This window comes from Ralstonia sp. VS2407 (genome assembly GCF_052950655.1).
The window spans coordinates 1-492 of the sequence record NZ_JBRFVG010000195.1 but is presented as its reverse complement, the minus strand read 5'-3'; the positions used below and the strand labels follow the sequence as shown (position 1 = coordinate 492).

At 38.2% G+C, this 492-nt stretch carries 1 protein-coding gene; it reads right to left on the bottom strand.

Going from position 1 to position 492, the window contains the following annotated elements; all coding sequences use genetic code 11:
* The coding region (locus ACU8YE_RS24585) for a cation:dicarboxylate symporter family transporter (protein ID WP_446930036.1) at positions 1–458 on the bottom strand (458 nt) is incomplete at its 3' end.
* Between the last annotated feature and the right edge of the window lie 34 nt (positions 459–492).

Here is a 492-nt window from a genome sequence, read left to right as displayed (position 1 = left end):
GTATAGTCAATTTCATCCACTGATTTTGCAACTAGAATAGCAGAGTAAACATCTGAATTGACATTTAAAATTGTTCGTAACATGCCAACAAACCATTCGACGCCTGCAAAAATTGCAATACTCTCAATGGGTAAACCCATTTGCGGAACAATCACTGCCAGTGAGACTAAGCCCGCACCGGGAACAACTGCGTTTGCTAGTGAGACAAACGTTGCTGTAATTGCTAAGTAAATCATTTTCGTAATATCAAACTCTAGCTGATACATCTGAGCGATAGTCATTACAGTAAAAGCCATATGCATCGCTGAACCGTTACTGTTTAATGACATACCTAACGGCAACACTAAGTTAGTAATTCGCTTACTTAAACCTAATTTTGCTTCTGTTTCTTCCAAAGCTACTGGTAAAGTAATTGCTGAAGAAGTTGTCGCCAAGGCCATCACAGACATATTTTTCATGTTTGTAATTAAACGTAGTGGACTTACTTTACAG